This window comes from Prevotella veroralis DSM 19559 = JCM 6290 (genome assembly GCF_000377625.1).
Lineage (GTDB): Bacteria > Bacteroidota > Bacteroidia > Bacteroidales > Bacteroidaceae > Prevotella > Prevotella veroralis.
Genome location: NZ_KB898332.1, coordinates 24,754 through 51,417 on the forward strand (window position 1 = coordinate 24,754; position 26,664 = coordinate 51,417).

Here is a 26,664-nt window from a genome sequence, read left to right on the forward strand (position 1 = left end):
CTTATTAAATAAGTGCAAAGGTATAAAGAATTACTTAACAAACCAAAAAATCGTAACTAAATTGTACTTTAAACTCAAAAAGCGTTACAAAACATTATAAATATTCGATTTATAACGATACTTCAAAAGCTTAGCTGCATCACAGTTGTTACACCTTATATATATAGGACATCGGTGAACAGCACTCTTGCCAAAGCCTAACACTGATGGAGAACAATAATTGTCTATCTGTTAAAAAGGTTCTCTTTGCTTTGCATTGTCTGCCTTTTAGACTATCTTTGCACCATAGAATAAAGTTGAATTCATGGACATACAGGAGATTTATAAGATTTATCTAAGTCACCCAACAGTGACTACTGACAGTCGAAACTGCCCTGAAGGAAGTATCTTCATAGCATTGAAAGGAGCATCATTCGACGGTAATAAGTTTGCAAAAGCTGCTTTGGACAAAGGTTGCAGTTATGCTATTGTTGACGAAAAAGAGTATGCCGACCCCACTGATAAGCGTATTATCTTAGTGGAGGATGCTCTCGTTACTTACAAAGAACTCGCTCGCGAGCACCGACGTCAGTTCTCTATCCCCGTCATTGGCATTACAGGAACGAACGGAAAGACCACCAGTAAGGAGCTTATCTCTACTGTCTTAGCTGAGAAATATAAGGTTCATCACACCGAAGCGAACTATAACAACGATGTTGGTGTGCCTCGCACATTGCTCGGAATAGGCTCTGATGATGAGATAGCTGTCATTGAGATGGGTGCATCTCACCCCGGTGACATCAAGAAATTAGTAACTTATGTAGAGCCAACGTGCGGTTTGATTACAAATGTCGGTCGTGCTCATCTACAGGGATTCGGCAGCTTTGAGGGTGTAAAACGTACCAAAGGCGAGCTTTACGACTTCTTAAAAGCACATGACGCCTTACTTTTCTTGAATGAAAGCAACGCCGACCTCACAGAAATGGCGGCACAACGTGAATTCGACCGCATTATCACTTACGGGCAAGATGATACTGCCGACGTACAAGGAAAGGTAATCAGTTGTGCTCCATTCCTCAAATTCGAATGGCAGTCGTCAAGCCTCAATAAGCAGCAACCAGCCAATACAATATACGAAGTACAGACTCATCTCATCGGCTCGTACAACCTTGATAACATGTTGGCAGCTATCACCATCGGTCTACACTTTGGTGTAACTCCACAGCAGATAAACCACGCTTTAGAGAGTTACATCCCTCATAACAACCGTTCACAGCTCACAGAAACAGCCCACAACAAGCTCATTGTGGATGCTTATAACGCTAACCCGTCCAGCATGGCAGCTGCTATTGAGAACTTCCGACTTATGGAGGTTGAACACAAGATGGCTATTCTCGGAGACATGAGAGAGCTTGGTGCAGCTTCAGCAGAGGAACATCAAAAGGTTGTAGAACTGCTCAAAGCTGCGGGGTTAACGAATGTTTGGCTCGTAGGAGAGGAATTTCTGAAGACCAATACAGACTTCCGTAAGTTTAAGAATGTCGATGAGGTGAAAGCGGAAATAGCCCATCATCAACCAGAGAACCACTATATCCTTATCAAAGGAAGCAATGGAATAAGACTCTTCGAACTGCCAGACTTGCTCTAAGTCAGTATAAAAAGAGGATAAAACATTGCACTAATTCCGAAAAAATAACTACCTTTGCAACTGCTTGCAAAGGCTATCGGGATGTAGCGCAGTTGGTAGCGCACTACGTTCGGGACGTAGGGGTCGCCAGTTCGAATCCGGTCATCCCGACTCGAAAAGGGGAAGAGCTATGATGGTTCTTCCCCTTTTTGAGTCTCCTAACAACCTCCTCCACTACCCCTCCCAGCCTCCCCAAAGGGGAGGAGCGCCTAACGGAAGCTAACCATGGGATGGTTGGTTGATGTGTAACAAGGCAATGCCTCATTAGTCGGAAACGCTGAAGACAAAACAAGGAAACGCCCTCTTCGCTTTGAAGAGGGCGTTTCCTTGCAATGAAGAAAGCCTCTCTTTGATACAAAGGAACGCCCTCTTTGAATGGAAAAGATACAAACCTGTAGGGACAGACGCCCTCGTCTGTCCGAAACTTCCTACTTATATAGCGGACAGACGAGGGCGTCTGTCCCTACTTTGAGGCATTATCTCTGATTGGAGATATCTATCCTAACCAACTATCATTAGGCACTCCTCCCCTTGGGGGAGGCTGGGTGGGGTTTCCAACGAGGGCGTCTGTCCCTACTTTGTGGGGCTACATCTAACAGAACTAATAACTTACAACCTGTTAACTCGTGTACTTGTTAACTCGAACTAATAACTTGTTAACCTGTTAACTCGTGTACTTGTCAACTCGAACTAATAACTTGTTAACCCGTTAACTCGTGTACTTGTCAACTTGAACAAACAACTTACAACCCGTTAACTCGTGTACTTGTCAACTCGAACTAATAACTTGTTAACCCGTTAACTCGTGTACTTGTCAACTCGAATAATAACTTAACAACCCGTTAACTCGTGTACTTGTCAACTTGAACTAACAACTTGTTTACTTGTCAACTCGTCAACCCGTCAACTTAAATAACCCCTTCATTCTTTAGGAATCTCTTGCTGTTTTCAATACAAATCATTATATTTGCAGAACGTTAGGAGGTTTTACTACAACGTATTATACGATAAGAAAGAATGTAATTTATTGATAAGTAACAATAGAGGCTATGGGTATAAAGAACTTATTTAAACGGCAATTAAGAACTGTCATAGAGTGGAAAGACCAAGACAGCAGGCTACTTTTCCATCAGTTGGAGACAACGACTGACGAAATAAAGGATGCTAGTAAGCTCATTATAGCACCCGGTCAGGGCTGCATTATCGTCTATGATGGGCAAGTGAAAGGTACGCTTACCGAGCCTGGAATCTATGAGATGGAGACCGATAATCATCCTTTTATCACCACACTGCTTAACATTGCGCAGCAAGCAGAGAGCGAACACAAGATGAGGTTCTACTTCTTCCGCACGGCAGAGATGGTGAATATCCTTTGGGGAACAGCCTCGCCAGTGAAGTATATAGAACCCTACTACAACATACCTGTGGCACTTGGAGCCTGCGGAAACTTCTCCGTAAGGATTCAAGACGCATCACAAATGTTTGTTACGGTGCTTGGTACCGTCGCAAACTACTATGTAGAGGATGTGCAGGAACTTGTTTCTTCACGCATCATAACGCCACTCACCAACTTTCTGGCAGTCAAAGCATACCCTTACAAAGAGGTGGATACGCACTTAGAAGAGCTTTCTAATGAACTACGAGAGAAGACGTCAGAGGAGTTATCACGCCTTGGTTTAGAGTTAACCGACTTCCGTATTGCATCAGTCACATTCGATGACGATACGATGGAACGTATTGGGCGCATTGCAAATATGGCTACAGAAAAGCAAGCAGCAGCCGAAGTAGACCTAGACTACACCGAGTTGCAGAAGTTAGGAGCCTTGCGTGATGCTGCAAAGAACCAAGGTGGACTGGCAGGAGCTGGTTTGCAAATGGGTGCCGGACTGCAGTTAGCACAAGACATATTCAAGTCGGGAGGTGCAAGCAGTGACCCCTCTCAACGCTTGCGGAAGCTCAAAAAGTTACTTGACGAGCAGCTCATCACAGCAGAAGAATACGAACAAAAGAAGAACGAAATACTTTCTAAATTATGAATAAAGTCCTAATTCCCGCCATAGCCGTCCTCTTTGTCAATATCATTGCAGGTCTGGTTCTCTCTGTTTACCCCTTAGCAAACATGCTCTACACGAGTGCTGCCATCATTGTTAACACCCTGTTGGTGGTCATGTTGTTTGCTTTTGGTGCAGAACGAACACATCGTTTGAGCCTAGGAATGCTCTTCCTCTTTGCCAGCATCATAGAGTTTGGCAGTGGACTAGTGGCTCCGAGCAGCGTAAAAGACAACTGGTGGATTATCCTCTTCGCTATCTTTACGGCCATAGAAGCTATCTTGTGTTATCTAACCATACATTATAAGAAACAATAAAAAGTACTGATAGAGTTATACAATGTCAACAAAGATAAAACCGATAAAGTGCCCAAACTGTGGTAGCGAGAAACATGTCCAACTGGATGAAAAGCGCTATCAATGTAAAAATTGTGGGACGGAATACTTCTTGGATGACGATGATATAACCATTAATGTCAAGCATAATTTCGAATACGAAAACTTCACGCAGCCCAAAGAAGAGCCCCGCATCACCATGAGCAATGCGCTAAGAAACCTAGCGGTTGTACTTATTGTCTTTCTCTTTCTGTATGCAGCTAAGCACTTTTGGGGCGGAGATATCAAAGTAAGTAAGCTCTTTGGTGTAAGTGATTTATTCTCTGTCGACTCTGTAGAGGTGGCAGATGACTACGATGCCATCTACCCTATGAAGCATAAAGGACGTATTTGTTTCTTCTACGTAACGAATCGTAGGTACGATTACGGGCTTAACGATGATAAGACCTTAGTAGATGGTCACTATTATGGATTCGTCGATGCGCAGACTGGACAGGTGTTAGCTGATAAGCTCCTCATCAGTAATGAAGAGAGCAAAAGAGTTGATATGACATCGATTAATGAACTTAAGATATGGCATCTTTACCAAGCAGATAAGTGGTTATGCCTCATTCCGAAGCAGTTTATCTATGAGATTAATCCGCAAACACTCACGATGAACAATATCTCTAAGACTATATTTGCTAATAAGGAAGCAATGTCAAGTGGGATCTCATCTGTGGATTTTATCTCTCGAACAAGCAATTTCTTTGATTTTTCATTAGAGGGAGATGAGGGCTTAGAAATATCTAATAACTTGGCAGAAGTTTACTATTACTTCCCTGCCACAGACCATCTATATACAGAAGAAGCCTATAATTACGCAAAGGAACTACCATCATCTGAATTAAAAGGAGAGATGCGTGATAGCGTATTATACATATTAGAAAGCAAGAAGTCTAATGCCTCTTCAAGCAAAGATAGTCAAAACAGACTAACAAGAATACAATTCACGTATCACCTTGGGAATCCTAAATACCTTAGCAATCCCTCAAACAAGAAATACGATTTTGTGGCTGAAGACATACAAGTGGTTAGTAGTCAGCAAATATCAGATTGGTTCACAGGATTCGATGCAAACATTATTTTACAAGATTCAACGTACATACTTATTTGGTATAAAAGCAATATCTCGGAGAACGCACCAGCTGTTCTTCAGCTAAGAAATACTAATGGAAAGATTCTTTGGACACGCTCTCTTGATTGTCCAATAAAGATTGGTGGTGTTCTACGAGACAATCAGAAGATATGGTTCAGAGCAACCAGAGAGAACACCGATCGCTATGATGATGAATATATCATGAGCCTTACGTTAAAAGGAGGTAACATAAAATACGAATATAAGTTTGCAACTAGTCACAACGTAAGGAAGCAATAAGTAGATAAAACAAATACAGAAAAAAGCAATACAATGTCAACAAAGATAAGACCTATAAAGTGTCCGAACTGCGGTAGTGAAAAGCATATTCAACTGGATGAAAAGCTCTATCGCTGTAAAAACTGTGGAACGGAATACTTCTTAGATGACGATGATATAACCATTCATGTTAAGCATCATTTTGACGATGGGGGCTTCACGCGCATTAAAGGAGACGCTAACGTCTCTATGAGCAATGCGATACAAGCATTCGTCATCATCGGTGGTGTCTTATTCTTTCTGTTCTGTATTATGCTCTTCGGGTTCCACTCTTCCAGTCCAGACCTTAGTTCAGACGACTCCCTCGATGTAGATGACACTTATAAAGCCATCGTCCCTGTGAAGCATGACGGACGTGTTTGCTTCTTCTATCTAACCGATCGCCGTTTCCATAACACATTCTACAACAATAGAACCTCATCGAATGGTTACTATTATGGATTTATCGATCCGGATAGCGGAAAGGTGTTAGCTGACAAACTTCTCATCAGTGATGACGATGCGAGGAAGATTGGTATGACAGCTTTCCACATGCTTGATATACAACATCTGAACCAAGCCAAGAAGTGGTATATCACGATTCCTAGCCAGTTTATACTCGAGATTGACCCACAGACACTCACGCTAAAGAATGTCTCAAAGACTATCTTCGCCAAGAAGAAAGCGATGTCAAGTGGTATCTCATCAGTAGAGTTTATCTCTGATACCTACGAAGACCACGCTAGTACGGCGGGCGTAGGTGAGGGGTTCAAGGTCACCAACAATATGGCAGAGACCTATTATTACTTTCCCGCCACAGACCGTCTTTATACGAAGGAAGCCTATGAATACGCCCAGCAACTACCAGCTTCTGAACTCAATGGGGAGGTTCGCGATAGTGTGTTCTATATATTAGATCGAAAGGAAGCAAGCGAATCCTCTAGCCAAAAAAGCCTAAACCGATTATGGAGAATACGCTTCATGTATCACTTAGGAGACCCTCAAGACGCTGGTTACTTCCTATATGGTGTGACAGATACTCCGCGTGGTGACGGTCGAATGATTAGTCATAACGCAATAACAGATTGGTTTGCTGGCTTCAATTCAAAGATTGATTACCAAGACTCGAAGTATATCCTTATAGAGTATAATGCTAGTATCTCGGAGGATGCACCAACGGTTCTTCAACTTCGAAACACTAATGGGGTGATTCTCTGGACACACTCTCTTGAGCTTCCAATGAAGATAGGTGGCGTTATAAGAGACAATCAGAAGATATGGTTCAGAGCGACCAAAAAGAACAGTAATACTGATGATGAACACTACATCGCAAGCCTTACTTTGAAGGAAGGCTACCTGAAGTATGAGTATAAGTTTGCGACTGAACACAAGATACTAAAGCAATGAGTATTAAGCACGAGTATAGTATGAGAAAGATTCAAGTTCTTCTGCTCCTCCTTATCGCACTACCTTTAGCGTGTAACGCACAGGTGAAGAAGATCGTAGAAACCTATGACAACGGACAGATAAAGTCGATTACTTATAGGGATAAGAAGACGGGGTTATTAGAAGGGCACTGTATTTCATATAAGGAGAACGGGAGCCTCTCCATGGAAGAAGACTATAAGGACGGTCTAAGGGATGGGCAGGTGAAGTATTACGATGCGTTTGGTAACATCGAAAGTATCGTGAGTTACAGCAAAGGGAAGAAGCAGGGTAAGCTCATCAAGTACCAAAAGATGAATCGTCCCAGTGCAACTCCTTATCTTGAATACATTGAGAACTACGAGAATGGACTACTACAGGGAATGACCTACGTGTACGATGATACTGGGCAAAAGATTATCGAACACGCACGTTATGATGATGGTCTATGTATCGAAGATACTGTGTATCTCCCTAAAGGCACATTCTATGCGTATCGGACGAAAGGACCTAATGGTACTTATGTTGGTGGTGAGATGAAGAGCAGAATAGTACCCAATAAGAAGAATGCAGCTACTCATCAACCTACGAGGAAAGCTCCCGCTAGACAACGGACAACGGCACCAAAACCTGTTAAAGCTAAGCCTGTTCCACAACATAAGCCTGCTCCTGTAAGACAACAGAAGCCTCAACCAGCTGCACCACAGCCCAAGCCGCGATTGAAAGTGAATAAGGATGGGACAATAGAAATGGGTTAGCACATATATAATAAGGTGTAATTGGAATACATCTAACCTAAATACTTTGCCACTATTGACAATACAAAAAACCCTTTGTTAAAGTACCTTCTTACATTACAACACACAGTAATCACCGTATTTAGTCGCTGACAGATACGCATTACGCTGCCGACAGATACGTATCTAACCATTGACAGATGCGTATCTTGTCGCCACACTCACCGCATCTGGCAACAACGCTCACCGCATCTAACAGCGTGGGAATACGCATCCTGCGACAGCGCAATACGCATTCGACAAAGAAAAGATAAAGCAATCATGGCATTTACCCTTTCTCTTATTCACAACTTATTTTATATTATTTCGATAATTTAACAATCGGGGGGGGGTAAAACAAGAAGAATATACGTACTTTTGCAGCCGAATTATAACTATTTGAAGTAGTTTCTTTAAAAGAGGAATGTCGTTATGACATGATAAGAACAAATGATGCCTCTATGTTGATCAGGGAGAGTCCTCCCTTTCACCACAGGTAATTTATACTAAAACTATCCACTATAACCATTTAAACCAAGATAACAATGAGTAAAGAACAAACAAAGAAAATTTATCAGAGACCCAAAATTGAAGTGATGTATGCTTGTATCGACAGTTCGATACTGGAAGCCTCCTACCCTGGAGACCACCAAAAAGGCGAACACAAACCAGGTCCTGCGGAAGAATCAAGCGAGGGTGCCAAGCGTTCCTTCTTCTCCAGAAGTGGCGAAGAGAATGCATCAACGACATGGGAAGACTAAAAAGGCAAAGCTAGAGACAACAAGAAACATAAAACACCAAAATGAATATCAAATCATATTATCAATGGACTATGGCAGCTCTGCTGCTAACAGCTGCAGGCTGTTCAAACGACGATATACAGACAGCGAACAGCACAAATACTGAAAAAGAAACTGCGGAAACAGCACAGACAAGTTTCGTCACAGAAGAGGAAAGCACAACACGTACATCGCTTAATTATGACACAAGAGACTTCTACTGGGAGGATGGCGACAGAATCTATGTGAAAGACGACGGCAACGCTTTCCAGCTCAGCAGTAATGCCGTAACAGGGACAAGACAGGCTACATTCAAGTTCATGATGCCCGGCACATACACCCAAAACAGCTACTTGGTCTACTACCCCGGCAAGAACGGCACCGGAAACAACGTGACAATCGCTTCCGCCCAGACCCAGAACGGACTGGATAACACCCTCCACTTCGGCATATCAGGCGACTGCGGTACAGGCACGGCTACCCGCCAGCCCAACGGACAGTACAAGTTCCAGCTCAATCATGCCGCCGCCTATCTCTGTTTCAAGCCCACGTACAGCCATCCGCTTGCAAGCACCTATGTCACGAAGATTGAAGTGACCGCCAATAAGAACATCGCCGGCACCTACACACTGGGCACGGACGGACGGCTCACCGGGACAGGCAGCAGCCAGACAATCACACTGACACCCAAGACGGCAGGCAGCAGTGACGGATTCGCCATGCAGAACAAAGCAGACGGCACAGGCTGCGAGGCCGGCCGGATGTTCATGGTCATCATGCCCGGAAAGTACAAACTCACCATAAAATACTACGTCAGGGACAAAGAGACAGGCGTTTCGGGTATCATCACAAAGACGTTCGGCGAGTTCCAGTATGATGCCAACGGCTACTATGATATGCCGGCAGCACTGTCCATCAGAAACTATGGAGATGATTACTATGCCTGGGATGCCAAGAAGGAATACTGGTTCGGACACAAGAACAACCAGCCGAAGAAAACGGGAGTACCAGACAGCAATTATCCTACCAGTACGGATGGCAACCGCTGGTACAACACTTCCAAAGACCCGAATGCCACCGCCAACACCGCCAAGACCTGTCCGAATGCCAATGAACTCGTATGGTACTGTCTAAAAGGCGACCCGCACTGGGACAACAAGACGCTTTGGACCGTATGGGGACATCTGTACACAGGCGGTATGTGGTTCAAGAAGGCAAGCGTTATCGCCTCGGATAACGGCAAGAGCAGTGCTGATAAACTAAAAGAAAAAGCACCAAGTGGAACAGACTATGTTCACAATCAGCCCTTTATAACTCCTCCGGATAACAAGAACATCAAGCAGAAGGCTCCGGACAACCGCAGCAATTATTTCTTCCTGCCTGCCATGGGACGCTATGAGAATGGCGAACTTATAGAGTTCGGTTCGTATGGACGTTACTGGACGAGTACACCATATAAATGGAATAAGGATGTTTCCTACAGCCTTTATTTCTATTCGAATGATGTTGTTGTAAGCAACCTCATCGAAAAGAAGAACGGTCTCCGCCTGTGGAAGACTGAATAAGCAACCCTTTCATACAACATAGACAACAGATGTGCAAAAATGGGAATATCCCCATCTGCACACCTGTTGTTATTTCCCAAAACAGACAAGCCTCTGCTCAAGTACTTCTAAGAGTAAAAGCTAAAAGAAAGAAGGAATAACTACTATCATTGCTTACGAAACTCCTAACTTGCGCTTTTCTCCTCTTACCTTATAATACCTATTATATTTTCATCTTTAGTTGCTGTCATCTTTAACATTTTACGTAAACTCCAAATTACGAGACACTTACAGCATATCATCACATGACGGCAGTGACAGCAACCTACAAACTTCCAATCCGGCTGCCAGAAAAGAAAGCAAGGAATATCGCATTTAAATAAATCTGCCTGTCGATTACGTTGCCTTTCAGCTCTATTAAACAGAACTCAGAATAATTATTATAATATTCTTCTGTTTTAATATTTTGATGAAACTAAATGGAGTAATAAAAACAGATTACTTTAGAATAATGTAAGTCATCCCAAATGCCGTTCTATGTTAATTAGTACAAGTCAGTTACTCCTCTTAGCTTAACAATCCTTTACTTCTTTTCTTAACGCTCTGCCCAATCGCTTCTATCCAAGTTTCTATAACCTATCGCCTCGGCTATGTGCTGTGAAAGGACAGCCTCCGAACCTTCTAAGTCGGCTATCGAACGAGCCACCTTTAGTATTCTGTTGTATGCACGAGCCGACAGTTTCAACCGCTCCATAGCATTCCGAAGCAACTCCATAGAGGCTTTGTCTGGTTCTGCAAACGTGTGGATGAGCCGCTCGGACATCTGTGCATTACAGTGAACATTGCGATATTCGCGGAAACGCTCCGTCTGTATGGCTCGCGCTTGGATAACTCTTTCACGAATAACAGCACTCGATTCGCCCGCAGCTGCTTGTGAGATGTCTTTGAAAGGGAGCGGAGCTATCTCGCATTGGATGTCAATTCGATCCATGAGAGGCCCTGATATCTTCGCAAGATACTTCTGTATCTGCCCCGGAGTACACACACAATGATGCGTAGGATCGGCAAAGTAGCCACAAGGACAGGGATTCATACTCGCTACAAACATGAAACTACAAGGGTAAGTGACCGTGTATTTGGCACGAGAAATCGTTATATGGCGATCCTCCAAAGGCTGTCGAAGCACTTCTAAGGTATGTTTATTGAACTCAGGAAGCTCATCGCAGAAGAGTACACCATTATGTGCTAAGGTGATTTCACCAGGCATTGGATTGGCTCCCCCACCAACGAGTGCGACCTCAGAGATGGTGTGGTGCGGACTTCGGAAGGGACGCTGCGTAATCAATCCAGCGTCTCGACCTAACTTCCCAGCAATGGAGTGTATCTGAGTTGTCTCCAGGCTCTCTGCAAGGGATAGCGGAGGAAGGATGGAGGGGAGGCGCTTTGCCATCATACTCTTACCACTTCCGGGTGGTCCAACCATAATGAGATTGTGCCCACCAGCGGCTGCTACCTCCAAAGCACGCTTCACATTCTCTTGCCCGCGGACGTCAGCAAAGTCGAGATCAAAGGCATATTGATGTTCATAGAACTCTTTTCTCGTATCGACATAACAAGGTTCTGGACTGGTTGTACCATTCAGGAAGTCGATAACCTGCAATATGTTCTCCATGCCATAGACCTCTAATTTATCCACAACAGCCGCTTCGTGCTCGTTAGCTTTTGGCACAATGATACCTTGGAACTTATCTGCTCGTGCCTTAATAGCAATCGGTAGCACTCCTTTCACAGGTTGCAACGTACCATCAAGACTTAATTCCCCCACCAGCATAAAGGCCTTCAAGCGGTCATTACTCATCTTATCATTGGCGGCAAGGATGGCTATTGCCAATGGAAGGTCAAAGCTGGAACCCTCCTTTTTGAGGTCGGCTGGCGCAAGATTAGCCGTAATGTCGGCTACAGGAAACTTGTAACCAGTATTGAGAAGGGCTGCTGCAATACGGTCGTGGCTCTCCTTTACCGCGGCATCAGCAAGTCCGGTAAGATGAAACAAGACGCCACGCGTAATGCTTACTTCGACTGTCACGGTGGTAACTTCCATTCCGTTGACAGCTGCACAGAATGTTTTTACAAGCACGTTAGTAGTTTTTATTCAACGCCATAACGCTGACGTATGGTATTGGCAGTAATGTTTCTCTCTGTTACTTTACCATTGCGTATGACGATATTATCAGGTATCATAGTCAGTCCGAACGTCTTTAACAATGGCGAACTCAGCATTTTTCCATCGCAGACATTGGGAAACTGGATGTCATCACGTACCAGTGATTGGCGCACCTCCTTAGGGTTTGCATCCACACAAATGCTTAATGCGGCTATTTTATCAGCCTTTACAGCATCGTTCAAGGCTCGTTGTATGTCCAAACTTTCATAACTCCACGTTGCCCAAACACTGATGATTGCAACGTTCTTATTGCTGTACATTGCATCATTCACAGCCTTTCCGTTCACGTCTTTAGCTGCAAAACGAGGCAACTTACTACCCACCATCACATTACCTAAGTCTTTTATTTGTCGGTTAAGACGACTCAAAGCAGTGTTCTCGGGTTGTTCCTTCATCAAAAGAGGGAGCAGTTGGGCTGCCAACTTATAGTCGGGAGATTCTGTTTGAATAAGATATCGGTTTAATAAATATGCGCTTACAGGCGACTCGGGATGGTCTTTAATAAACTGAATAGCGTATTTGAGTTCTTGAGGAGGAGCCACACTCGCAATCTGCTTACGGAACTTTGTCATCAGTTCATTAGCCTCCGTGCCCTCCACCTCCATCTCTTTAAGATGTGAAGCATCGGCTTTCACCTCCACAGCCTCACCTGATTCTGCGAAGATAGGTTGCGTTGAGTAATTGGGAAAGACTATAACAAGAGTGGCAGACCTGCTACATGGTATCTCATAAGAAAAACGCCCAGTTTCCACCTTGATAGTATCTACTCCCTTGATACCACCATCTGGACTGTACACGTAAAGTTCGCCTTGATTTATATGCAGGAAGCGCCCCTCCATCTTGAAGTAACCACTGCGAGTACCACAAGAGACCAACAGTAAGGAGAGTAAAAACATATAAACTATTCGCTTCATGCGCATAGAGATTTAAGAAGAAGTGCCGCGAGCGGGACTCGAACCCGCACAGCCATTACTGGCCAAGGGATTTTAAGTCCCTCGTGTCTACCAATTCCACCATTGCGGCAAACCGTTTGCAAAGATAAGGCTAAATCTCCGAACTGACAAAAGATTTACTTGTTTTTTTGATTAGAAGCTGTCTTTTTGAACTCTGATAAAGGTTAATCAAGGTCTTACTCATCAATCAAAAGCATTTGAAATATTGTATTAATGTAGGGACAGACAGGACTTAACTCCTGTCCAAATGGTGCCACAAAGTAGGGACAGACGCCCTCGTCTGTCCGAAACATCCTACTTTTATAGCGGACAGACGAGGGCGTCTGTCCCTACTTCAAGGCATCATCTCTGGTTGGAAATACCTATTCTAACCAACTACCGGTAGGCACTCCTTCCCTTGGGGGAGGCTGGGTGGGGTTTCCAACGAGGGCGTCTGTCCCTACAGGTTTGTATCTTTTCCATTCAAAGAGGGCGTCTCTTCATGGTCAAGAGGGCGTCTCTTTGATATGAAAAGAGCCTCTCTTCGAATCAAAGAGAGGCTCTTCTTATTTTATCACTCATATTAGGACGATTCTAACTAACGCCTAATACCCCAAAAGGACCAGTGCTGTTGGCACGATAACGGGTTAGTTTTTTACCCGATGCACCGCTTACTATGTTACCACCCGTATTGAGATTATACTTGCGATGACAGTGATTACAAGTGGCAACACCCGTGTTGCTGATTGTTAACTCATAGCTTCGTAGGGGCAAATCGTGCATGTCGAAGCAGTTAGGACATTGAAGGTCATAGGCGAAGAAAACGGCTGGGTTGTCTAAATTCCCATAACCAACTATGAGTCCATTGTTCATCCCTACATGCTTCCAAGACTCTAGTTTCATATCGATGGCATCGAACCATACGGGTGCAGAAGAGCGTAGTCCTTGATTGTTCGAGAACTCAAAACAATACTTTCCACTCGTCTCTGACGACCTGATAACACAGAACACTCCCGGTGAAAAAGCATTCATGGCAGTTGCAAGGATAGCATCGTTATGCGTGCCATTGTTGAACGTGAAGTAAGGATGATAGTTGCTGTATTCGTAATCGAAGTTGTCTCCACAAGAAGAGAAAGACAATAAGATCATGAACACAACATACTTAATAATACCTTTCATAGGCTCTGTTTTATTCAAAAGGAATCATTGCCAACGCATCAGCAATCTTCTCTATGCCCCCTTGCAAAGGCTTTGCAACCATCGACTTAGCAAAGAATGGGATGTCTGCGTCAATAGTTAGCTTCATCTTAGAAGACGCCTCTGTTACAGGTAATATTTGTATCCAGAAGTTAAAAGAGAAGGGCGAGTTGTCACTCTCAAACTTGATTGTCTTAGGCTCATCACGCTCTATGATACGCATTGAAACTTGCCCAACAGGATCAACCTTTATCGATAAGGAGTCTTGGTCGAAACTAAGGTTCTTAAGCTTATCCTTTACCTTATTCATCTCGTCGTTATCGGTTGCCTCCTCTGGAAGATGGTCTTTCAAACGTTGTATGTTACTAAGATCACTCAACATAGCATACACGCTTTTCTGTGAGTGAGGGATTTGTTTTATACTGCTTTCAAACTTTGTCATTGTGTTTATTGATTATTTTTTCTTAGTCTTTCTGCCAATTCGCAGGATCCTTGCGCCACTCATGTAGCATAGAGACATCGGCTTCTTTGATGTAACCAGTCTCTAATGCCTTTTCAACAACATGCTCATAATCGGTTAAGGTGACGAGCTTCACACCTGCTTCTTGGAATGCTTTCTCTGCGACGGGGAAGCCGTATGTATAAGAGGCAACCATACCTACAACTTCAAAACCAGCCTCTCTAAGAGCAGCAACAGCCTTTAAAGAAGAGCCACCAGTTGATATTAGGTCTTCAACAACAACCACCTTAGCACCAGCGGGAAGCTCTCCTTCAATCTGATTCTTCATTCCGTGATCCTTTGGCTTTGGTCTTACATAAGCATAAGGCAATGCTAGTTCATCAGCAACAAGCATACCTTGCGCAATAGCTCCAGTCGCCACGCCAGCAACAGCAGTAGCTTCTGGGAAGTTCTTCAGCACTGCATGCACCAGTTCTAACTTCACAAACGAACGCACATCATGGTATGATAGTGTCTTGCGGTTGTCACAATAGAAGGGAGACTTCCATCCACTCGCCCACGTGAAAGGGTCATTTGGTTGCAACTTGATCGCTTTGATCCTTAATAACTTACCTGCAAAGGCTTTCTTTAAATCGCTCATCTTGATAGTTTATGGTTATATTCTAAATGCAAACTTACGCATTTTTTTGATATTAAAGGGCTAAAGATAGGAAAAAGAATAGCTCTTTAATTGTTCTTGGCAAAGCCTAATGAGAGTACACTCAACTTCACATTCTCTCCTTTGAGCAGCTCTTGAGCAGCCGAAACAAGGGTTGCACCAGAGGTTATAATATCATCTATCAAAAGGATATGGTGCCCTGCTATGCTGGAGGAGTCTGTTAATTGAAAGGCTTTCTCTACATTCTCATTGCGTTGCCAGTGGTCTTTTTGTGTCTGACTACCATGGAATGTAACGCGTTGGAGAGCTTTCTCTATGACCGGAATACCTGTAACAGCACTAATGCCACGCGCAATCTCCATACTTTGATTGTATCCTCTCTCGTGTAAACGTTGCTTGGCTAAGGGTACAGCAACGATAGCTGTAATTCCATCAAAGTATTGATCAACATTGAACTCATCTGCGATAAGGCGTCCCAAAGCCTCTCCTATCTCGGGATGATGCCCATATTTAAGCTTATAAATCAGTCGGCTTGTATCGGAATGAGGCTTATAAAAGAAGAGAGAAGCCCCTTTCTCTATTGGAATTAACCCCCAAAACAGACGAACAAGCTCATTATCATAAGGTGAATGGACATATCCTGTACGGGGAAGTCGTAGGTTGCAAGCCCCACAAAGGATCTCTTCTGACATGGACAAACGCTCTCCGCACACTGCACAGGCACGTGGGAAAAAGGTGTCTAATAGTCTGGAAAGAAAGCTAATTGTCCTTTTCATTCTTCTATGAAGTCTACATCTCCATCGCTGTCAACCACTCCTTCATCAATACACCGCCGTATCAAGTCCATCGTGAAGCCACGTCCCATGGCAAACTTAATCAGTTTCATCGAACGCTCGTAATCGCTTTCTGCCTTAATAGTGCGGTACTTACTAGCCATTAATGGGCGTAGAACCTCTAAGTACTCAGCATCATCAACAGCATCCAAAACGCTTGAAGCGATGTTACTATCCACTTTCTTTAACCAGAGAGCCTGCTCTATTTTACGTCTACCCCACCTGTTGTAACGTATTTTATCATGTACAAAGAACTGCGTGTAACGCTCGTCATCAACATACTTCAGGCTTATCAATTTCTCAAGTATGCGTGTTTGTGCATCTTCGGAAAGCCCCCATTTGCGCATCTTCTCAATCATCTCACCTGAACAATGCTCTCCTTTCGCACAAAGATCGGCAAGTTTTTTCAAGGCTTGAGGCTCTAGTATAGGTCGTTTCTGTATCATCCTCTCATCGCTTTAACGAACCTCAGTTTGCCAAACTGGTCTTCCTTCAGTTCTATCTGTTTATATCCTAGATTGCTTAACATGTCTTTCACCTTATATATATATAGTGGATTGGTCTCAAAATAGAGTGTTCCTTCATCGGTCAAAGCCGTCACACCATATTCTGCAATAGCCCTATAAAACTTAATTGGGTCGTTATCAGGAACGAAGAGGGCTGTTTCTGGCTCATACTTCAGCACATTTTCCGCCATAGAAGAGCGTTCTTTATCGCAGATGTAAGGTGGGTTACTGACGATGATGTCCCACTTCTGTTCCTTAGTAGTAGCCGAAATCGATAAGATATCCTCCATCTGTAGCACCACAGAAGAGTCCCATCTATGTACATTGTCACGTGCTATCAGGAGTGCATCAGCCGATATGTCCCATGCAGTAACAGCCGAGTTATACAGATCTAAAGCCAGTGTCACAGCGATACAACCACTACCTGTACCCACATCTAGCACTTGCAGGGGGACAGGAGGTTGTAAGGCGCAATACGGATGATTGTTATCTGCTTCTATCCAATGGCACAACACTTCCGTTTCCGGGCGCGGAATCAATACACCAGGGGCAACTTTAAAGCTGCGACCACAGAATGTTTCCATGCCTAACACATACTGAACAGGCTCTGAAGAAGCAAGTCTTTGCATGATTTTATCGAGTTCCTCCGCAGCTTCTCGGGATATTTCATTAACTTTGCCAATATATATATCGGTTAAGGAAAGCCCAAACTTCACTTCCAAAACCAATCGGATGATAGCTTGTGCTTCGCCTTCTCCATATAAGGGAACAAGTCTGTGCCATAAATCTTGGTATGTCATAGATGCAAAGATAGGAATTTTAATGATATGAAACAAGCTGATATTGACGAAAAATACATGCGTCGTTGTTTGCAATTAGCCTACAATGGGATGCTAAAAGCTAAACCCAACCCTATGGTGGGGGCTGTTATTGTAAGCAAAGAGGGTAAGATTATTGGTGAAGGTTACCATGTGCAATGCGGTAAGGGGCATGCAGAAGTGAATGCGTTTGCCTCTGTTAAGGAGGTTGACAGCCATCTCTTACATAATGCAACATTGTATGTTAGCCTCGAACCATGCTCACATTATGGTAAAACTCCACCTTGCGCCGACCTGATCATACGCAAGGGTGTACACCGAGTAGTGTGTGGTTGTATAGATCCCTTTGCTGAAGTGCATGGCAGAGGAGTACAGAAACTACGTGACGCAGGCATAGAAGTGACTGTTGGAGTACTCGAGAAAGAGTGCTTGGAACTAAACAAACGCTTCATAACATACAACACGCACCATCGTCCCTACGTCATCTTGAAGTGGGCACAAACGATGGGTAATCCTGCATATATAGGTTATCTGCCAAGCAAAGATTACCATCCTTTGAACATATCAACGCCTTTCACAAAGATATTGGTGCATAAGTTAAGGGCGGAGAATGACGCTATTCTCGTTGGAAGAACTACTGACAACTTAGAGCATCCACAGCTTACTGTAAGGGAGTGGAGCGGTAAGAACCCTGAAAAGATAGTTCTTTCACAACAGAAATCCACCTCATCTGCACAATACCCAAGTCCCCAATCCGTCCTTGAACACCTATATCAAGAGAAGAAACAAAGCCTCATTGTTGAAGGTGGAGCAAGTACTTTACAGAGCTTTCTAGATGCTGGTTTATGGGATGAGATACGTGTTGAGACTGGCTCCTTATTGGTTGATAAGGGTGTAAAAGCCCCTCAATTACCTTCGAATATACGCATAACTCGTATCGAACAATGGGATGGCAACAAGATTGTAACCTATCATCGGGAAGAGAGATAAGCCCTTAGTCACACTTATGAGTCATGATGTTCAACACCATATCATCGGTATTGCACATCGCTTCCTTGCCTATGCTTGTAAGGTTAAGGATAGACTTATCAACGTCATCATCGATGATTCCCTCCGCAGCTGTCACATGTTTGCCTTCCATGGAGAGCGTTGCTGACAGTATAGCAGTGGATACTCCAGATGAAATCTTCAGTGAACAGCTAGGCTTCGCACCATCACATATCATCCCAGTAAGGTTTGCGATCATGTTTTTCACCGCATGACAGACATTCACGTAATCGCCTCCCATGAGGTAAGTAATGCCACAACTGGATCCAATACTTGCCACTACGCAACCGCAAAGGGCTGAGAGAGCACCCAAGCTCAGCTTTATATAAATAGCAGTTAGGTGACTTAACGTAAGCGCGCGGATTAGTTCTTCACGCGTATTCTCGTTCTCCTTAGCAAAAACAGCTACTGGATTCGTTGCACAAATACCCTGGTTTCCAGAGCCACTATTGCTCATCACAGGTATTAATGCACCTCCCATACGAGCATCACAGGCTGATGCAGTCTTTGAGATGATATGTGAATAGATACTGTTCCCGAATATTCCTCGACTCAAAGGACGGTCCATTATCTTCCCAAGGCAGTGCCCGTAATTACCTTTCAAAGCCTCTGCTGCAGCACGAAGGTTATATCGCTTCGCCTCAAGAATGAACTCTATCTCCTCTACAGGAGTAGTTGTTGCAAACTCCCAGACTGTTCGTAAGTTCAGATCAACACCTTTGCAAGCAGCAACAGAACCACTCGGACCACGCTTATCCATACATACCTTGCCATCGACACACTCGTAAACAAAGTTCGTATGGCTACATGAGATGATAGCAACCGATTGGTGTTCTCCAGCCTCACAGATCGCTTCGATGTATAGTTTCTCTGTGATTCCTTCCTTCAACTTAATGTCTATTCGGTTCTCACCAATAAACTTCTTGCCTTCTTCCAATCCCTTTGGAGTAAGCTCCTTAATGACTTCCAATTGGTATTCGGACTTCCCTATCAATGCTCCCAAGGCAATAGCAATAGGCAAGCCTATCATCCCTGTACCAGGAATACCCACTCCCATGGCATTCTTAAGGATATTCGCAGAAAGCAACACACGCACTTTCTCGGGTTTAGAACCTAGTAGTTCGGCGGCACGAGCGACGCATAATGCCACAGCCATAGGCTCTGTACAGCCCACAGCAGGTACCACTTGATGATGTATCAAGCTGATAATTTGTTCTCTAATGTTTGTTTCTAGCATAATGATTTATATCGGTTTAGCCTGTTTATAGCATCTGATTTAAATGAAAAGCACACCCTTTTATCATTCTTCTCACTAACAATTCTCAGAGAGGAGATTCCCCAATTCATGGCTCATAGCCTCCATCTTCTGTTGTCTATCTATAGAGAATGTAGTGCCATGAGCCTCTACGTAATCGAATAACAGATAGGCTTTCTTCTGTAAAAGAGAGCGCAAAGGATCACTCTTATAGCTTGCTTCAGCATAAAGAAGCTCTGCCACCATATCAATGCGGTCTATCCTCTCGTTCTCAGCCCATTGTTCTTTCGCATACAACAAAAGCTCATCAACGGAGAGATTACGCAAGTCTTCATATTCACCAACATATTGTTTATAAAGGTCTTTTAGCTCTTTATCACGCTTCAAGTCATCTTCCTTTTTCGTTAGAAAGCGTGAGATTGCTGCGCTAAACTCCTCTATTAGTCTAATGAAATAATCTCGTTGCAACATAGTGTACTTCTTTTTATGTCACAAAAGTAAATAAAAAAAACATATAAAAGCTCTTTTCTCGAAGAGAATATACAAATAACTTGAAAGGAGAACAGCACTACTCCACCTGCTCTATGCTCTCCCATAGCTTCTTATAGAACGGATGCTGCGTCATTGTTTGTACGTTTCCAAGGATGATAAGTTTCATCCTTGCACGCGTAATAGCCACATTCATGCGACGCAAATCACGCAAGAATCCTATCTGTCCAGCGTCATTTGAACGCACTAAAGAGATGAGTATCACATCTCGCTCTTGCCCTTGAAAGCCGTCAACTGTGTTTACACTAATCAAAGAACGGTATGGTTTAAAGAACTCGCGCTTCTTAATTAGCCCCCTTAAGTACTGTACCTGCGCACGATAAGGCGATATTACACCTACATCAATACGCTCGTCTAAGATGCGTTGTTTGCCTATCTTCGTAAAATAAGATTGTAGTGTTTGCAATGTCAATTCGGCTTCTCCCTTGTTAATACGCCCAAATGACTCACCAACAAACTGCTCTTTAAAGATAGATTTATCCTCTTTTTGTCCCCCTTCTGATTGATTCTCCAGACTCGAATCGGACGTATCTATCCACACTATTGGGTTATCGTAATCAAGGATACCACGGTATTTTATCTGTGGCGCACTCTCTACTTGCCCCCCATAGAACCAATTGGACGAGAAGCGCATAATCTCTTCATTCATCCTATATTGCACCTTCAGCAACGTTACAACCTCTGGTTTGTTCTCTACGATACGCTCCATTAAAGTCTTACCCAGTCCTGCATGCAAGGCAGCTAAGCTCTTCACCGTTGGTGGTAATTGGCAATGATCACCTGCAAAGATAATTCTTGATGCCCTACGAATGGGTATCCAGCATGCCGCCTCAAGTGCTTGTGCAGCCTCATCTATAAATAAGGTGGTGAACTTCTGACCCTCCATTATCCTACTATTTGCCCCTACTAAGGTCGAAGCAATCACCCTCGCCTCACCAAAGAGTTCGCTATTGATCCTAATTTCAAGCTCTGTGGCACGACTTTTCAGGCGTTCCATCTTCTGATGATAATTCTCTGAACTCCGCTTACGATGGTTTCTTAATTCCCGAATAGCCTTACGGATAGACCATAATTGAGGGTAGTCTGGATGCGCCTCAAACTTCCTTTCGTAGGTAAAACCAAGCATTTTATCATTCACACGAGTAGGATTACCTATGCGAAGGACGTTGATTCCACGATCAACTAACTTCTCCGATATCCAATCGACAGCCATGTTACTCTGCGCACAAACCAACACTTGGCTCTCACGCATGAGTGTTTCATTGATTGCTTCAACCATTGTTGTGGTCTTACCTGTGCCTGGAGGACCATGCACAATGGCTACATCTTTTGCCCACAACACTTCATTAACGGCTCTTTCCTGCGTTGGATTCAACCACGGGAGACGGATAGGAGCAAAAGAGAACTTACCCACTTTTTGTCGAGAATAGAACAAGTCACGCAAGTAAGCAAGCCTATTTCCTTTAGCTTTCATCGCTCTTTCTAAGGCATCAAACATCATTTGATAACTCGTCTCATCAAATCCTAGCTGACAACCAACCTGCTGCTGTGCTGATTGGAGTTCGAGTAAAGGAGCCGATTCGGGCACTGCAACAACCATTCTATCGCCATCCACATAAGAAACAGAGCCTGTAAAACGGAAATATTCCAGCTTATTTGCGTTCGTACCAACGCCCACTCCTTTTGCAAGAAACTTGAAGAACAAGACAGGGCGACCGCTTTCAAAGTTATGTTCAATATCTCCGTCTTGCGTTCGAAACACCTCAATACATAATTGGTTGAGCCCATTATAAAAGCGTTTACCCACTCTTAACGGGAACCAAGCATCTCCTCTTTTCACCTTCCTATGCATACCTGTCGCCTCAGTCTGCTTCCTGAAGGCTTCCTTCTCAGCGTAGTATTCCATCTGAAGTAGCATCTTTTGCCGTTGTAGTGCTTGTATCGGAGATTCCTGTGTCATCGATTATCTATTATGTTAAAAACATATTTCTGCTCGTTACAAGACGAACATTACAAAGATACACATAATATTCCAATAAGGCAAAATAGTGTCATTAAAAGCCTCCCCAAGCCCCTCCAAAGGAGGGAATGTACCTAACGGAAGCTAACCTGGAGAGGCTGGGGTGATGCATAACGAGGCTATGCTTCGGTAGACGGAAACGATAAAGACAAAACAAGGAAACGCCCTCTTGAAACCCCTCCCAGCCTCCCCAAAGGGGAGGAGTGCCTAACGGAAGCTAACTTGGAGAGGCAGGGTTGATGTATAACGAGGCTATGATTCGGTACACAGAAACGATGAAGACAAAACAAGGAAACGCCCTCTTGAAACCCCACCCAGCCTCCCCCAAGGGGAGGCTGGGTGGGGTTTCCAACGAGGGCATCTGTCCCTACTTTGTGGTGCTCTATTCCACAGAACGAATAACCAGTCTACTTGTTAACCAGTCCACTCGTCAACTCTCCCTAATATGAATTTTGAATTAAAGCAAAGCCTCTTTTATAGTTTTTTGTATGACCTTTTGCGTTACTTCTATCAATTAATTACTACTTTTGCCATTAGATAGAAATTCGCAATTAAATACTTTTAAGCTTATGAAAAAGACTAACATGCAACAAAAGCAGAGCCTTCCATCAGAGTGTACAACCATCATCATCGGACAGGAACAGACCGCAGATGGCTCTATGATAGTAGCTCGTTCAGAGGATTGGGACGCTATGGTAGCTAAGAACTATGAGATCTTTAAGGATACAGAAAACGGCTCTAAAGAGTTCGTGGCACTTGATAGTCCGTTCCGTTGTGAGCTTCCTTCTAAGGCATTAGGCTATCACGCACTCTCTCCTCACCATCTCCACCACCATTGGGGAAGTGCTGGTTTCAATACAGCAGGCGTTGGCATGAGTGCAACTGAGAGTATCTTCAGTAGCGATGAGGCGTTAAAATACGATCCATTGGTGGAGAATGGCGTTGCAGAAAACTCTGTTTTCAATATCACCTTACCATATATTCATACTGCAAAAGAGGGTGTTGAACGTCTGGGAATGCTTGTTGAAAAGTACGGAATAGCCGAAGGTTTCGGTATAGGTTTCGTCGATAAGGATGAGATCTGGTACTTTGAAACAGCTTGTGGGCACCGTTGGTTAGCCTGTCGTATGCCACGTGATCAATACTTCGTTACGGGTAATCAGAGTCGTTTCCGCAAGTATGATCCAAACGACAAGGACAACTATTTAGCATCAGCCGACCTCATAGAGTTTGCCGAGAAACATCATCTCTACGATCCAGCTAAGGGCGAGTTCGACTTCCATGAGGCTTATGCTCGTGATGTAGAGTTGGATACCACTTATAATTACCCACGTGTATGGGGCTTGCAACAGTTATTCTCTCCAGAGATAAAGAACGATGTTACGAAGAACACCTTCCCTGTCTTTGCGAAGCCAGCACATAAGATTTCACTGACCGATCTACGCACTGCTTTCCGCTTCCACTACGATAATACAGAGCATGACCCATATCTCCATAGTAATCCAAAGGAGGTTTATCGCCCTGTATCTATCTTCCGTACGACTCAAACTCACCTCTTACAGGTACGCCCAGAACTGCCTCAAGCAATCGGATGTATTAACTATGTCGCAATGGGAATGGCTGATCTTGGAGTCTTCCTTCCACTCTATCAGGGGGTGACGTCATACCCTGAAGCCTATACAAAGGGCACCAATGAGTCAAGTGAAGACTCTGCTTATTGGAAGTTCCGCAAGGTAATGACACTGGGAATGACCAACTATAACAAGTATGCACCAGTCATCAAAGAGGCTTACGCAGCCTTTGAATCAGAGACAGACCAGCGTCAACGCGAAATGGAAGAGGAGTATCTTCGTATCTATAAGACACAACCTTTCCATGCACAGGATATGTTGCAAGCCTTCTCAGATAAGGTTCTCAACGATGCTTTAGCATTAGCCGATCAATTACAAGAGAAGCTCTTTACACTGCTTACTCAGGACATCCAACAGGAGTATCTCTTCCATGGTGCATAAGAGAAAAAGCCACTTTTGTGCATCGGAAATAAATAAAAGAACTATTTACAAAGGTATATAAGTTTTTTTTCCTACCTTTGCAGCTATAAAGAAGATGCCCTCTTATAGGACAACCATTCTATAAGAGGCATCTCTATTAATGGTTTGCTCTGATAGTTCAATGGATAGAACGGAGGTTTCCTAAACCTTTGATCCGGGTTCGATTCCCGGTCGGAGTACTCTTAAAGACTAACCTAGACTATTATGATTGGCGCTATTATTGGAGATATAGTAGGCTCTCGCTTCGAATTCGGAGCGGCTCCAAAAGAAGGATTCGACCTATTCACAGAAGATTGCTCATATACAGATGACACCATTTGTACTATCGCTATTGCCGATGCGGTACTAAATGGTCGTGATTATCAAGATAGCTTACTCGATTGGTGCAAACGCTATCCTGACCCTATGGGAGGCTATGGTACTTGGTTTGACAAGTGGTTACATGCCGAGCACCCACAGCCTATGAACTCCTATGGAAACGGTTCGGCAATGCGTGTCAGTTCGATAGGCTGGCTCTTTGATGAATGGGAAGATGTGATCGAAGAAGCGGCTAAGAGTGCACGAGTTAGTCACAATCATCCAGAAGGAATAAAGGGTGCGCAATGTGTTGCCGAGGCTATTTGTTGGTTGCGCCTAATGCGTTTCTCCAAGGCAGATGTTGAGAAGAAAGTACACAAGTTCTATGGTTATGAGCTGCCATCCATGCGTAACATCATCAAGATTGGGGCTGAAGGTCACTTCGATGCAACCTGTCAGGAAACTGTTCCTATGGCGTTACGTTGCTTCATGAATGCCAATAATTTTGAAGAGACGATACGCTTAGCTGTTATGTGCGGAGGCGATACTGATACTAAAGCATGTATAGCTGGTTCTATTGCAGAAGCCTACTATCAGGTGCCAGAATGGATGATTGAGAAAGCAATCGACTATCTCCCTGCCGATATGTTAGATATCTTGGGGCAGTTTTACGAGCGTGTTAAGAACCTTTGCCAACCTTGGAAAGCAACTCGGTAAGCTGTGGTTGATACTGCTTCCCCGTCTCTTCTCCAATGCGAATCATATCCTTTATTGCCTTAGCATTGAAGTCCTTTACACCATAAGAGCCTAAGTTGGGATTGATGTAGATGTCGGCTTGGGTACGATTAACATTATATTTCTTTATATCCGGGCGTTCCGCCAACCAATCCAGCACGCCACCCATTCCTTTCAAAAAGGCTAATGGCGAATGATAATCATCGTGTTTATTCTGTTGGAGATCAATGGCAATAACGATGTCGGCACCCATCTTGCGCACAACATCTACTGGGAGATTATTGATCATACCGCCATCAACAAGCGTCATAGTGTCTAATGGTATCGGTTTGAACACTCCTGGGATAGCCATACTAGCCCGCATATTACGAGCCAAAGAACCTGTATCGAGCACTATCTCTTGCTGTTTCCGAATGTCGAAAGCCACACAAGCAAAGGGAATTGCCTTTTGCTGTAATCCACGTTGCACGGGGGAATGAGCGACAAGGGTATCTAAGAAATTATAGATATGGTCACCATGCAATAGTCCGAAAGCCTCATTTGCTCCTGTTCCAGCCTTTCGACGAACGGGAAAGCCGAACAGATAGTACACACCATCTTCTTCTTTGAACACCTTTCCCATAAGAGTTGTATCGCGATCAGCCATCAATGAAAGCCAATCTTGAGAACGGAAAAGGGTGTCAATATCATTCGCTCGATAGCCCTCAGCATATAGCCCACCAATAATCGAGCCTATGCTTGTCCCTGCGATATAGTCAATAGGAATGCCCACACGCTCTATCTCTTTCAATACTCCTACTGCCGCAGCTCCTTTCGCACCGCCTCCTCCGAGTACAAGTCCTATCTTTGGACGACTTACGGGAGCTTTTGCTGACTGTTGGGCAATGCTGTTCAGTCCACAGCATATTATCATTAGAAATACAAAAAATACCTTCTTCATAAGGGCAAAAGTAATGTTTTTCTAAAAGAATAGCGTATTTTACGAGTTTATTCTTCGTTTTATTAGTTCTAATTAAAACCTATCAACACCCCCAATTACCAACAACTCGTTTCCTCGTAAACCTGTCCATT

At 43.8% G+C, this 26,664-nt stretch carries 23 protein-coding genes and 3 tRNA genes; 13 read left to right on the top strand and 13 right to left on the bottom strand.

All coding sequences use genetic code 11. The features are described 5' to 3' along the window. The first annotated feature begins 304 nt into the window (after nucleotides 1-304). From D464_RS0108060 to D464_RS14180, 9 genes are all read left to right on the top strand, one after another. Nucleotides 305-1,627 carry a UDP-N-acetylmuramoyl-tripeptide--D-alanyl-D-alanine ligase gene (locus tag D464_RS0108060; protein ID WP_018910952.1) on the top strand — a complete coding sequence of 441 codons (1,323 nt, stop codon included), beginning with the start codon at nucleotides 305-307 and terminating at the stop codon, nucleotides 1,625-1,627. 77 nt (nucleotides 1,628-1,704) lie between these two features. Next, nucleotides 1,705-1,777: transfer RNA gene (locus D464_RS0108065), tRNA-Pro, on the top strand. A 938-nt stretch (nucleotides 1,778-2,715) separates the two neighbouring features. Further along, nucleotides 2,716-3,702 carry an SPFH domain-containing protein gene (locus D464_RS0108070; RefSeq protein ID WP_018910953.1) on the top strand — a complete coding sequence of 329 codons (987 nt, stop codon included), beginning with the start codon at nucleotides 2,716-2,718 and terminating at the stop codon, nucleotides 3,700-3,702. Then, complete coding sequence (locus D464_RS0108075; RefSeq protein WP_018910954.1) at nucleotides 3,699-4,034, top strand: hypothetical protein; 336 nt, start codon at nucleotides 3,699-3,701, stop codon at nucleotides 4,032-4,034. Before D464_RS0108070 ends, D464_RS0108075 begins: the two co-directional genes overlap by 4 nt. A 22-nt stretch (nucleotides 4,035-4,056) precedes the next feature. Then, nucleotides 4,057-5,469 (top strand): TFIIB-type zinc ribbon-containing protein, encoded by a 1,413-nt coding sequence (locus tag D464_RS0108080; protein ID WP_018910955.1) that lies wholly within the window; start codon nucleotides 4,057-4,059, stop codon nucleotides 5,467-5,469. Nucleotides 5,470-5,502: 33 nt separating this feature from the next. Then, nucleotides 5,503-6,894 carry a TFIIB-type zinc ribbon-containing protein gene (locus D464_RS0108085; protein WP_018910956.1) on the top strand — a complete coding sequence of 464 codons (1,392 nt, stop codon included), beginning with the start codon at nucleotides 5,503-5,505 and terminating at the stop codon, nucleotides 6,892-6,894. 20 nt (nucleotides 6,895-6,914) lie between these two features. After that, nucleotides 6,915-7,670 carry a toxin-antitoxin system YwqK family antitoxin gene (locus D464_RS0108090; RefSeq protein WP_024985921.1) on the top strand — a complete coding sequence of 252 codons (756 nt, stop codon included), beginning with the start codon at nucleotides 6,915-6,917 and terminating at the stop codon, nucleotides 7,668-7,670. 563 nt (nucleotides 7,671-8,233) lie between these two features. Further along, nucleotides 8,234-8,449 (top strand): hypothetical protein, encoded by a 216-nt coding sequence (locus D464_RS0108095; protein WP_018910958.1) that lies wholly within the window; start codon nucleotides 8,234-8,236, stop codon nucleotides 8,447-8,449. A gap of 41 nt (nucleotides 8,450-8,490) precedes the next feature. Continuing rightward, nucleotides 8,491-10,032, top strand: coding sequence for a hypothetical protein (locus D464_RS14180; RefSeq protein WP_018910959.1), 1,542 nt, complete (start codon nucleotides 8,491-8,493; stop codon nucleotides 10,030-10,032). 574 nt (nucleotides 10,033-10,606) lie between these two features. On the opposite strand, the gene D464_RS0108105 is transcribed toward D464_RS14180, so the two are convergent. The 9 genes from D464_RS0108105 to prmC form a co-directional block, all read right to left on the bottom strand. Next, complete coding sequence (locus D464_RS0108105; RefSeq protein WP_018910960.1) at nucleotides 10,607-12,148, bottom strand: YifB family Mg chelatase-like AAA ATPase; 1,542 nt, start codon at nucleotides 12,146-12,148, stop codon at nucleotides 10,607-10,609. 11 nt (nucleotides 12,149-12,159) lie between these two features. Then, a complete protein-coding gene (locus D464_RS0108110; protein WP_036908819.1) occupies nucleotides 12,160-13,155 on the bottom strand; it encodes a DUF4369 domain-containing protein in 996 nt (331 codons plus the stop codon). Between the two features lie 17 nt (nucleotides 13,156-13,172). Continuing rightward, a tRNA-Leu gene (locus D464_RS0108115) sits at nucleotides 13,173-13,258 on the bottom strand. 503 nt (nucleotides 13,259-13,761) lie between these two features. After that, nucleotides 13,762-14,346 carry a hypothetical protein gene (locus D464_RS0108120; protein WP_026284666.1) on the bottom strand — a complete coding sequence of 195 codons (585 nt, stop codon included), beginning with the start codon at nucleotides 14,344-14,346 and terminating at the stop codon, nucleotides 13,762-13,764. A 10-nt stretch (nucleotides 14,347-14,356) separates the two neighbouring features. Further along, the gene (locus D464_RS0108125) at nucleotides 14,357-14,806 is read right to left on the bottom strand and encodes a polyketide cyclase (RefSeq protein WP_018910963.1); all 450 of its coding nucleotides are present in this window, start codon (nucleotides 14,804-14,806) and stop codon (nucleotides 14,357-14,359) included. Nucleotides 14,807-14,828: 22 nt separating this feature from the next. Beyond that, on the bottom strand, nucleotides 14,829-15,464 hold the full coding sequence (gene pyrE / locus D464_RS0108130; protein WP_018910964.1) for an orotate phosphoribosyltransferase: 636 nt from the start codon (nucleotides 15,462-15,464) through the stop codon (nucleotides 14,829-14,831). A gap of 86 nt (nucleotides 15,465-15,550) precedes the next feature. Then, the gene (locus D464_RS0108135) at nucleotides 15,551-16,258 is read right to left on the bottom strand and encodes a ComF family protein (RefSeq protein WP_024985890.1); all 708 of its coding nucleotides are present in this window, start codon (nucleotides 16,256-16,258) and stop codon (nucleotides 15,551-15,553) included. After that, nucleotides 16,255-16,761: a regulatory protein RecX gene (locus D464_RS0108140; RefSeq protein WP_004384607.1), complete on the bottom strand. Its 507-nt coding sequence runs from the start codon at nucleotides 16,759-16,761 to the stop codon at nucleotides 16,255-16,257. Before D464_RS0108140 ends, D464_RS0108135 begins: the two co-directional genes overlap by 4 nt. Beyond that, the gene (gene prmC / locus D464_RS0108145; RefSeq protein ID WP_018910966.1) at nucleotides 16,758-17,621 is read right to left on the bottom strand and encodes a peptide chain release factor N(5)-glutamine methyltransferase; all 864 of its coding nucleotides are present in this window, start codon (nucleotides 17,619-17,621) and stop codon (nucleotides 16,758-16,760) included. The genes D464_RS0108140 and prmC overlap by 4 nt, the downstream gene beginning before the upstream one ends. A 27-nt stretch (nucleotides 17,622-17,648) precedes the next feature. On the opposite strand from prmC, the gene ribD reads away from it, so the two are divergent. Beyond that, entirely contained in the window at nucleotides 17,649-18,629 is a 981-nt protein-coding gene (gene ribD / locus D464_RS0108150; protein ID WP_018910967.1) for a bifunctional diaminohydroxyphosphoribosylaminopyrimidine deaminase/5-amino-6-(5-phosphoribosylamino)uracil reductase RibD, read from the top strand. Nucleotides 18,630-18,633: 4 nt separating this feature from the next. Here ribD and D464_RS0108155 read toward each other — a convergent pair whose 3' ends face one another. From D464_RS0108155 to D464_RS0108165, 3 genes are all read right to left on the bottom strand, one after another. Then, nucleotides 18,634-19,923 (bottom strand): L-cysteine desulfidase family protein, encoded by a 1,290-nt coding sequence (locus D464_RS0108155; RefSeq protein WP_018910968.1) that lies wholly within the window; start codon nucleotides 19,921-19,923, stop codon nucleotides 18,634-18,636. Between the two features lie 75 nt (nucleotides 19,924-19,998). Next, nucleotides 19,999-20,412, bottom strand: a complete 414-nt coding sequence (locus tag D464_RS0108160) for a hypothetical protein (protein WP_018910969.1) — start codon at nucleotides 20,410-20,412, stop codon at nucleotides 19,999-20,001. A 97-nt stretch (nucleotides 20,413-20,509) separates the two neighbouring features. Then, nucleotides 20,510-22,450 (bottom strand): AAA domain-containing protein, encoded by a 1,941-nt coding sequence (locus D464_RS0108165; protein ID WP_018910970.1) that lies wholly within the window; start codon nucleotides 22,448-22,450, stop codon nucleotides 20,510-20,512. A 629-nt stretch (nucleotides 22,451-23,079) separates the two neighbouring features. Here D464_RS0108165 and D464_RS0108170 point away from each other — a divergent pair. The 3 genes from D464_RS0108170 (at nucleotide 23,080) to D464_RS0108180 (ending at nucleotide 25,575) form a co-directional block, all read left to right on the top strand. Next, on the top strand, nucleotides 23,080-24,522 hold the full coding sequence (locus D464_RS0108170) for a C69 family dipeptidase (RefSeq protein WP_018910971.1): 1,443 nt from the start codon (nucleotides 23,080-23,082) through the stop codon (nucleotides 24,520-24,522). A 146-nt stretch (nucleotides 24,523-24,668) separates the two neighbouring features. Beyond that, nucleotides 24,669-24,740, top strand: a tRNA-Arg gene (locus tag D464_RS0108175). A gap of 25 nt (nucleotides 24,741-24,765) precedes the next feature. Beyond that, complete coding sequence (locus D464_RS0108180) at nucleotides 24,766-25,575, top strand: ADP-ribosylglycohydrolase family protein (protein ID WP_018910972.1); 810 nt, start codon at nucleotides 24,766-24,768, stop codon at nucleotides 25,573-25,575. On the opposite strand, the gene D464_RS0108185 is transcribed toward D464_RS0108180, so the two are convergent. After that, complete coding sequence (locus D464_RS0108185; RefSeq protein ID WP_018910973.1) at nucleotides 25,538-26,533, bottom strand: patatin-like phospholipase family protein; 996 nt, start codon at nucleotides 26,531-26,533, stop codon at nucleotides 25,538-25,540. The genes D464_RS0108180 and D464_RS0108185 overlap by 38 nt on opposite strands. Nucleotides 26,534-26,664: the final 131 nt, after the last annotated feature.

What these genes read in the sequence shown, in the direction of transcription:
- D464_RS0108170 (WP_018910971.1), top strand. Translation starts at nt 23,080, where the DNA reads ATGAAAAAGACTAACATGCAACAAAAGCAGAGCCTTCCATCAGAGTGT.
- D464_RS0108085 (WP_018910956.1), top strand. Translation starts at nt 5,503, where the DNA reads ATGTCAACAAAGATAAGACCTATAAAGTGTCCGAACTGCGGTAGTGAA.
- pyrE (WP_018910964.1), bottom strand. Translation starts at nt 15,464, where the DNA reads ATGAGCGATTTAAAGAAAGCCTTTGCAGGTAAGTTATTAAGGATCAAA.
- D464_RS0108060 (WP_018910952.1), top strand. Translation starts at nt 305, where the DNA reads ATGGACATACAGGAGATTTATAAGATTTATCTAAGTCACCCAACAGTG.
- D464_RS0108110 (WP_036908819.1), bottom strand. Translation starts at nt 13,155, where the DNA reads ATGCGCATGAAGCGAATAGTTTATATGTTTTTACTCTCCTTACTGTTG.
- D464_RS0108070 (WP_018910953.1), top strand. Translation starts at nt 2,716, where the DNA reads ATGGGTATAAAGAACTTATTTAAACGGCAATTAAGAACTGTCATAGAG.
- D464_RS0108160 (WP_018910969.1), bottom strand. Translation starts at nt 20,412, where the DNA reads ATGTTGCAACGAGATTATTTCATTAGACTAATAGAGGAGTTTAGCGCA.
- D464_RS0108120 (WP_026284666.1), bottom strand. Translation starts at nt 14,346, where the DNA reads ATGAAAGGTATTATTAAGTATGTTGTGTTCATGATCTTATTGTCTTTC.
- D464_RS0108125 (WP_018910963.1), bottom strand. Translation starts at nt 14,806, where the DNA reads ATGACAAAGTTTGAAAGCAGTATAAAACAAATCCCTCACTCACAGAAA.
- D464_RS0108185 (WP_018910973.1), bottom strand. Translation starts at nt 26,533, where the DNA reads ATGAAGAAGGTATTTTTTGTATTTCTAATGATAATATGCTGTGGACTG.
- D464_RS0108155 (WP_018910968.1), bottom strand. Translation starts at nt 19,923, where the DNA reads ATGCTAGAAACAAACATTAGAGAACAAATTATCAGCTTGATACATCAT.
- D464_RS0108180 (WP_018910972.1), top strand. Translation starts at nt 24,766, where the DNA reads ATGATTGGCGCTATTATTGGAGATATAGTAGGCTCTCGCTTCGAATTC.
- ribD (WP_018910967.1), top strand. Translation starts at nt 17,649, where the DNA reads ATGAAACAAGCTGATATTGACGAAAAATACATGCGTCGTTGTTTGCAA.
- D464_RS0108075 (WP_018910954.1), top strand. Translation starts at nt 3,699, where the DNA reads ATGAATAAAGTCCTAATTCCCGCCATAGCCGTCCTCTTTGTCAATATC.
- prmC (WP_018910966.1), bottom strand. Translation starts at nt 17,621, where the DNA reads ATGACATACCAAGATTTATGGCACAGACTTGTTCCCTTATATGGAGAA.
- D464_RS0108095 (WP_018910958.1), top strand. Translation starts at nt 8,234, where the DNA reads ATGAGTAAAGAACAAACAAAGAAAATTTATCAGAGACCCAAAATTGAA.
- D464_RS0108090 (WP_024985921.1), top strand. Translation starts at nt 6,915, where the DNA reads ATGAGAAAGATTCAAGTTCTTCTGCTCCTCCTTATCGCACTACCTTTA.
- D464_RS0108080 (WP_018910955.1), top strand. Translation starts at nt 4,057, where the DNA reads ATGTCAACAAAGATAAAACCGATAAAGTGCCCAAACTGTGGTAGCGAG.
- D464_RS0108165 (WP_018910970.1), bottom strand. Translation starts at nt 22,450, where the DNA reads ATGACACAGGAATCTCCGATACAAGCACTACAACGGCAAAAGATGCTA.
- D464_RS0108140 (WP_004384607.1), bottom strand. Translation starts at nt 16,761, where the DNA reads ATGATACAGAAACGACCTATACTAGAGCCTCAAGCCTTGAAAAAACTT.
- D464_RS0108135 (WP_024985890.1), bottom strand. Translation starts at nt 16,258, where the DNA reads ATGAAAAGGACAATTAGCTTTCTTTCCAGACTATTAGACACCTTTTTC.
- D464_RS14180 (WP_018910959.1), top strand. Translation starts at nt 8,491, where the DNA reads ATGAATATCAAATCATATTATCAATGGACTATGGCAGCTCTGCTGCTA.